The sequence below is a fragment of the Roseicyclus sp. genome (assembly GCF_052168335.1).
Taxonomy (GTDB): domain Bacteria; phylum Pseudomonadota; class Alphaproteobacteria; order Rhodobacterales; family Rhodobacteraceae; genus Roseibacterium.
This window is the reverse complement of sequence record NZ_JBQLZP010000208.1, coordinates 1-3948: the sequence shown is the minus strand read 5'-3', so window position 1 is coordinate 3948 and position 3948 is coordinate 1. Positions and strand designations below refer to the sequence as shown.

Sequence of the window (3948 nt, the reverse complement as noted above, 5' to 3'; positions counted from 1 at the left end):
TAAACGACGCTGCATCTGGCCTTAGGTGAAGCGTGATGGGGACGAAGACGATGATCAGAACGACGACCCAGGGCGAAACCGGGCTGCCGCGCTATTTCCAGGCCGTGTTCGACCAGGCCAACCGCATGGAGCACGGGCGCCTCGACATGGTGCTGCCCGACGGGCGCGTGTTCCGCGCCGAGGGGCCCAAGCCGGGGCCCGTGGCGGAACTGCACATCCACAACACCGACATCTTCGCGCGCCTGATCCGCGAGGGCGATCTCGGCTTCTGCGAGGCCTATGTCGACGGCTGGTGGACCACGCCCGACCTTCAGGCCTTCATGGACCTCGTCCATGCCGACAACGAGGAGGTCTACGACGGCTTTCTCGGCATTGGCCTGATCCGCGCCTACGAACGCTTCCGCTTCTGGCTCCAGTCCAACACAAAGAAGCAGGCGAAGAAGAACATCTCCTACCACTACGACCTCGGCAACGCGTTCTACGGTCTCTGGCTCGACGACACGATGACCTATTCCTCCGCCAAGTTCGACACCGGGCAGGAGAGCCTCGAGGCCGCGCAGATCGCCAAATACGCCAGCATGGTCGACCAGATGGGCGCCCGGCCCGGCGAGCACGTCCTCGAGATCGGCTGCGGCTGGGGCGGCTTCGCGGAATACGCCGCCAGGGAGCGGGGGCTGAAGGTGACGGGGCTGACCATCTCGAAGGAGCAGCACGACTACGCGGTCGAGCGCATCGCCAAGGCGGGCCTCGCGGACCGGGTGGAGATCAAGCTCCAGGACTACCGCGACGAGAAGGGCCTCTATGACGGCATCGCCTCCATCGAGATGTTCGAGGCGGTGGGCGAGCGTTACTGGCCCGTCTATTTCGACACGCTGCGCGAGCGGCTCAAGCCCGGGCGGCAGGCGACGCTCCAGATCATCACGGTGCAGGACCGGCGGTGGGAGATCTACCGGCGGGGCGTCGACTTCATCCAGAAATACATCTTCCCCGGCGGCATGCTGCCCGCGCCCAAGGTGCTGCGCGAGGAGGTCCGGCGCGCGGGCCTCGAGGTCGCCCATTCCATCGAGTTCGGCGAGAGCTACTCGCAGACGCTGCGCCGCTGGCACGAGACGTTCAACGACCGCTGGGACGAGATCGCGGCCCTCGGCTTCGACGACCGCTTCCGGCGGATGTGGAACTTCTACCTCTGCTCCTGCGCGGCGACATTCCACTTCGGCAACACGGACGTGACGCAGATCACGGTGCGCAGGCCCGCCTGAGCATCGGCCGGAGCGCGCAGACTCCATCCGATCTGCGCGCTTTGGTCATAAATGGGCCCGAATCCGGGGGTTTTCTCCCGGACCATGTTCTTTCCGCCGCAAACCCATTCGGGCACCAAGGCCCTTCAGATGCCGACCGCGGCCAAGCTGGTCGGGGGCATCCTGTTCTTCCTCGTCGGCTGGCAGGCGGCGGAGTTCACGCTCCTGACCTTCCCCGCCGAGATGGCCGCGACCTACTTCCCGCTGACCATCGGGCTGATCGGCTTCTGGCAGGGCTGGATGGTCTCGGGCACGCGGGCGGGGCAGGGCTATGGCGCAGGGATCGGCAACGGAATGCGTGTCGGTGCGCAGATCGCCTTCTTCGGCCTCCTGCTCTTCGCGCTCCGCACGATGTTCCAGCGCGCCGCGAACCTGCGCTACGAGTCGCCCGGCGAGGCGACGATCGCGACGATCGAGCTGTTCCTCGAGTATCTTCTCCAGACCGTCGAGATTCCGCACATCTGGGCAACGCTCCTGATCGGCGGTGCAATCGCGGGCTTGCTCACCGAGGCTGTCGGGCGCATCTGGCGCTGAGAGATGGTGACATCGCGAATCTTCCTGTTCGGGACGCTGCGCCACGCGCCGCTCCTGCGGCTGGTGGCCGGCCGAGACGTGCCCGCACACCCCGCGCGCCTGCCCGGCGCACGGGTCGAGCGCGCGCGCTTCGGCGACTGGCCCGTGCTGGTCGCCGCCGAGGGGTCCGAGGCCGAGGGTCTGCTGGTCGAGGTCGATGACGACACGCTCGCGCGGCTCGACTTCTACGAGGCCGTCTACGGCTATGCGCGCGCGCCCGTCACGCTCGGCACCGCGGCGGGCGAGGTGGCGGCGCAGGCCTGGCGCCCGCGCGCGGCCGAGCCCGGCAGCGGCGAGCCCTGGGTGCTCGACGACTGGGCGGCCAGGTGGGCCCCGGTGACGCTGGAGGCCGCGGGCGACATCCTGCGGCGCATGGGCTCGCAGGCGCCCGAGCGCGCCGGCGCCTTCGCGGGCATCATCCGGGCGCGGGCCGATGCCGTCCTGCGCACGCGGGCCTGGCACCGCGAGCGGCGGATCGGCACGACGCTGGGCTCGGGCGATGTCGAGATCGTCGGGCGGCTGCATCCCTACGACGGCTTCTACGCGATGGAGGAACTGACCGCGCGCCACCGCCGCTTCGACGGGCAGACGCAGCGCGAGGTCGTGCGCGCCGTCTTCCGCGTGGCGGACGCGGCGACGGTGCTCCCCTACGACCCGGTGCGCGACCGCGTCCTCTTCGTCGAACAGCTCCGCTTCGGCCCGCTGGCGGCCGGCGACCCCGCGCCCTGGCTGCTCGAGCCCGTCGCGGGCCTGATCGACGCGGGCGAGACGCCGGAGGAGACCGCGCGCCGCGAGGCGGCCGAGGAGGCGGGCCTTGTCGTCGGCGACCTGCACTTCGTCGCGCGCTACTATCCAACGCCGGGCGGCGTCGCGCATGTCCTCTACTCCTATGTCGGCATCGCCGACCTGCCGGACGAGGCCGCGGGCCTCGGCGGGCACGCGGACGAGGACGAGGACATCCTCGGGCATGTCGTGGGCTACGCCGAGGCGATGGAGCTTCTCGCCGCGGGCGATCTCGTCAACGCGCCCGCGATCATGTCGCTGCAATGGCTGGCGGCGAACCGCGACCGGCTGCGCGCGGCCCAGCCGAGGGTCTCCGCGGCGGGTTGAGTTTGCGCGCCCGGCCACCTATCCCTTGGCGACCCACCGCCAGAGGGACGACCCCCGATGAAGATCCACACAGACCTCGCCGCCGCCGTCGGGAACACCCCGCTGATCCGCCTGCGCAAGGCCAGCGAGATGACGGGCTGCGAGATCCTCGGCAAGGCGGAGTTCATGAACCCCGGCCAGTCGGTCAAGGACCGCGCCGCGCTCTTCATCATCCGCGATGCGGTGGCGCGGGGGATGCTGCGCCCCGGCGGAACCATCGTCGAGGGGACGGCGGGCAATACCGGCATCGGCCTGGCGCTCGTGGGGGCCTCCATGGGCTTCCGCACGGTCATCGTGATCCCCGAGACCCAGAGCCAGGAGAAGAAGGACATGCTCCGCCTCGCGGGGGCGGAGCTGGTCGAGGTTCCGGCGGTGCCCTACGCAAACCCCGACAACTACGTGCGCTACTCGGGCCGCCTCGCCCAGCGGCTGGCGCAATCCGAGCCCAACGGCGCGATCTGGGCCAACCAGTTCGACAACGTGGCGAACCGCCAGGCGCATGTGGAGACGACCGCCCCCGAGATCTGGGAGCAGACCGGCGGCACGGTCCACGGCTTCACCTGCGCCGTCGGTTCGGGCGGCACCATCGCGGGCGTCGCGCAGGTGCTCCAGCCGAAGGGCGTGAAGGTCGCGCTCGCCGATCCCGAGGGCTCGGGTCTCTACAAGCTCTATACCGGGCAGGAGGCGGGCGGGAACTCGATCACCGAGGGGATCGGGCAGGGGCGGATCACGGCGAACCTCGAGGGGTTCACGCCGGACGCGGCCTACAAGATCCCCGACAGCGAGGCGCTGCCTTACGTCTTCGACCTGCTGGCCGAAGAGGGGCTCTGCCTCGGCGGCTCCTCGGGGGTGAACGTCGCGGGCGCGGTGCGCATGGCGCGCGAGATGGGGCCGGGGCACACGATCGTCACGATCCTCTGCGACTACG

The 3948-nt window shown here is 69.8% G+C and carries 4 protein-coding genes; all 4 read left to right on the top strand.

The window, feature by feature from the left end; genetic code table 11:
• Positions 1–50: 50 nt before the first annotated feature.
• Positions 51–1259 (top strand): class I SAM-dependent methyltransferase, encoded by a 1209-nt coding sequence (locus tag ACTS11_RS06535; RefSeq protein WP_442639525.1) that lies wholly within the window; start codon positions 51–53, stop codon positions 1257–1259.
• A 129-nt stretch (positions 1260–1388) separates the two neighbouring features.
• A complete protein-coding gene (locus ACTS11_RS06530; RefSeq protein ID WP_442639524.1) occupies positions 1389–1832 on the top strand; it encodes a TrgA family protein in 444 nt (147 codons plus the stop codon).
• 3 nt (positions 1833–1835) lie between these two features.
• Positions 1836–2981 (top strand): gamma-glutamylcyclotransferase, encoded by a 1146-nt coding sequence (locus ACTS11_RS06525; RefSeq protein ID WP_442639523.1) that lies wholly within the window; start codon positions 1836–1838, stop codon positions 2979–2981.
• A gap of 57 nt (positions 2982–3038) precedes the next feature.
• On the top strand, positions 3039–3948 hold a 910-nt coding region (locus ACTS11_RS06520; protein WP_442639522.1), incomplete at its 3' end, for a cysteine synthase A.